Here is a 2,481-nt window from a genome sequence, read left to right on the forward strand (position 1 = left end):
CCTTTATAGAGACAGACATTGCCGCAATTTTTGTCAATTGTTTGCGATCTGGAGCGAACTAATCAATTAAATCTCTTGCCAGATAAGGATTGAGTCGATTTATGCCCCCCTATCGAACCATAACAAGTCCCGAAGAGCCGAAAAAATACTGATAACCGATAACTGATAACTGATAACTGATAACTGATAACTGAAACAGTGGGATTTTCCTTTGAATTAATCGGCCAGTGTCCCCAAACTGGTGCGCGGGTTGGGGTTTGGCATACTCCCCACGGACCGGTAGAAACACCCCGTTTTATGCCCGTGGGAACTTTGGCCACGGTGAAAGGTTTGACCCCCGCTCAAATCGCCAGCACGGGAGCGCAAATGATTCTCGCTAATACCTATCACCTGCATCTGCAGCCGGGAGAAAGTATTATCGAGAAAGCGGGAGGTTTACACGATTTTATGGCGTGGAATCAGCCAATATTAACAGATTCGGGTGGATTTCAGGTGTTTAGCCTCAGTCAACTCCGGCAAATTAAAGAATCGGGAGTCACCTTTCGATCACCGCGGGACGGTAGAATAATCGAAATTACGCCGGAAAAATCGATTCAGATTCAAAATGCCCTCGGTGCTGATGTGATTATGGCCTTCGATGAATGTCCCCCCACGGGAGTCAGTCATGAGACCATGAAAGCATCCATAGAACGCACCTATCGCTGGTTAGAGCGCTGTCTGACGGCCCATCAACGACCTCAAGAACAGGCTTTATTCGCCATAGTACAAGGGGGAATCTATGAGGATTTACGGGCAGCGGCGGCGCAATCTTTAGTAAAACTCGATTTACCCGGTTATGCTATCGGGGGCGTGAGTGTGGGGGAAGAAACGAGCCTAATTCATCGCATTGTCCAGATAACTGCCCCTTTACTCCCCGAAAATAAACCCCGTTACCTGATGGGAGTGGGAACCTATCGAGAAATGGCCAAGGCGATCGCTAGTGGCATAGATCTGTTTGATTGCGTCATTCCCACCCGTTTTGGTCGCCATGGCACGGCTTTAGTGCGGGGAGAGCGTTGGAACCTCAAAAATGCCCGTTTTAAGGAGGATTTCGCCCCTTTAGACGATACTTGTCCCTGCTACACCTGTCAACACTTTAGCCGTGCCTATCTGAATCATTTAATTAAATCGGGGGAGATGTTGGGTTATATTCTCTTATCTCTGCACAATATCGCCGAATTAATCAGATTTACCCGTGAAATTCGTCAATCTATCCTAGGGGGGACTTTTGCCCAAGATTTTGCCCCTTGGCTTGAGGATGCCGTAGATGTTACCCCAACGTGATAAAATTTCAGGAAACGTTTGAAAATTTTCTTGTCAAGGTAGATAGAGAGATGGAAACTGCACTTTTGTTCGCCAAATTGCCAGAAGCATACCAAATTTTCGACCCCCTAGTCGATGTCTTACCCCTGATTCCCCTATTTTTCCTCTTGCTGGCCTTTGTTTGGCAAGCATCCGTCGGGTTTAAATAGGGTTTGCGGCAAAAAGCTTTTCGGTGGTGGCAGGGTGTGGGGTGTGGGGTGTGGGGTGTGGGGTTTTACCGATTTTGAGGTAGTCAGTTACCTAATTTTCAGGGAAAAAGTCCCAGAATTTTCCCCCCGATCCCCGCAATGGCTGGCACTTTTTGAGGGAAAAAAAGTCTAAAAGTCTTATCCAACAAGGTTTTTAGATTTATTCAGCAAGCCTTAAATAAATCGACCCTCAATTATCAGTTATCAGTGAGCAGTTATCAGTGAACAGATTTGAGTTTTAAGTGAAATGACATCTTTTCACTGATTACTGTTTACTGATTACTGAAAAAGCTTCCCAGATTAAAACAAAGTCCCAGTTAAATCAGCACCGGTTAAGTCCACATCTTCTAAAATTGCCCCGCGCAAATCCGCATAACTGAGATCCGCACCCCGGAAACTGGCCCGGGTGAGATCGGTAATAAATCCGTCTCTTTCGGGACTAGCACGAAAATTAACCCGGCAAAGTCGGCAATTAGCGAAATTGGCTCGATATAACAGGGAGCCGCTCAGATTAGCATAGTTGAGATCGGCTCCGCAAAAGTTAGTTTTGCCCAAGTCCGTGCGTTGGTCGGAAGTGGAGCGAAAATCCGTATCGATTAATAGGGCCTGCTGGAGATTAGCACTGTTGAGATTAACACCGTTTAAGACGGCTTTGGTTAAATAAGTGGCTTCTAAATTGGCTTCGATGAGATTAGCTCCGCTTAAGTCCGCATCGCGTAAACAAGCTCGATAAAAGTCCACTTGACTTAAATCTGCCCCCCAAAGAATCGCCTCACTTAAATCCGCTTCTCTAAGTAGGGTCTGCTGAAAAAGTTTTTCCTGGGGGTAGGAGTCAGTAGCCGGTCGTCAGGAGTCGGTCGTTTCAGGCTTTGTTGCCCTTGTTTTTTGTACCAAGCGATGTACCACAAGAAGGATAATGCAAGGTTTTTGA

General features: G+C 46.3%; 2 protein-coding genes and 1 pseudogene. 2 read left to right on the forward strand and 1 reads right to left on the reverse strand.

Annotated elements, in window-relative coordinates; all coding sequences use genetic code 11:
- Positions 1-198 precede the first annotated feature (198 nt).
- A complete protein-coding gene (tgt, locus tag O9332_RS21710; protein ID WP_288027369.1) occupies positions 199-1,323 on the forward strand; it encodes a tRNA guanosine(34) transglycosylase Tgt in 1,125 nt (374 codons plus the stop codon).
- A 50-nt stretch (positions 1,324-1,373) separates the two neighbouring features.
- A complete protein-coding gene (locus O9332_RS21715; protein WP_002739211.1) occupies positions 1,374-1,511 on the forward strand; it encodes a photosystem II reaction center protein K in 138 nt (45 codons plus the stop codon).
- A gap of 339 nt (positions 1,512-1,850) precedes the next feature.
- On the opposite strand, the pseudogene O9332_RS21720 reads toward O9332_RS21715, so the two are convergent.
- Positions 1,851-2,354: pseudogene (locus O9332_RS21720) on the reverse strand (pentapeptide repeat-containing protein); the annotation flags it as partial.
- Between the last annotated feature and the right edge of the window lie 127 nt (positions 2,355-2,481).

The sequence above is a fragment of the Microcystis sp. LE19-10.1B genome, from assembly GCF_027530565.1.
In the GTDB taxonomy this organism is placed as follows: Bacteria; Cyanobacteriota; Cyanobacteriia; order Cyanobacteriales; family Microcystaceae; genus Microcystis; species Microcystis aeruginosa.

Excerpts from the sequence above, each read along its gene's own strand:
- O9332_RS21715 (WP_002739211.1), top strand. The coding sequence starts at position 1,374 with ATGGAAACTGCACTTTTGTTCGCCAAATTGCCAGAAGCATACCAAATT.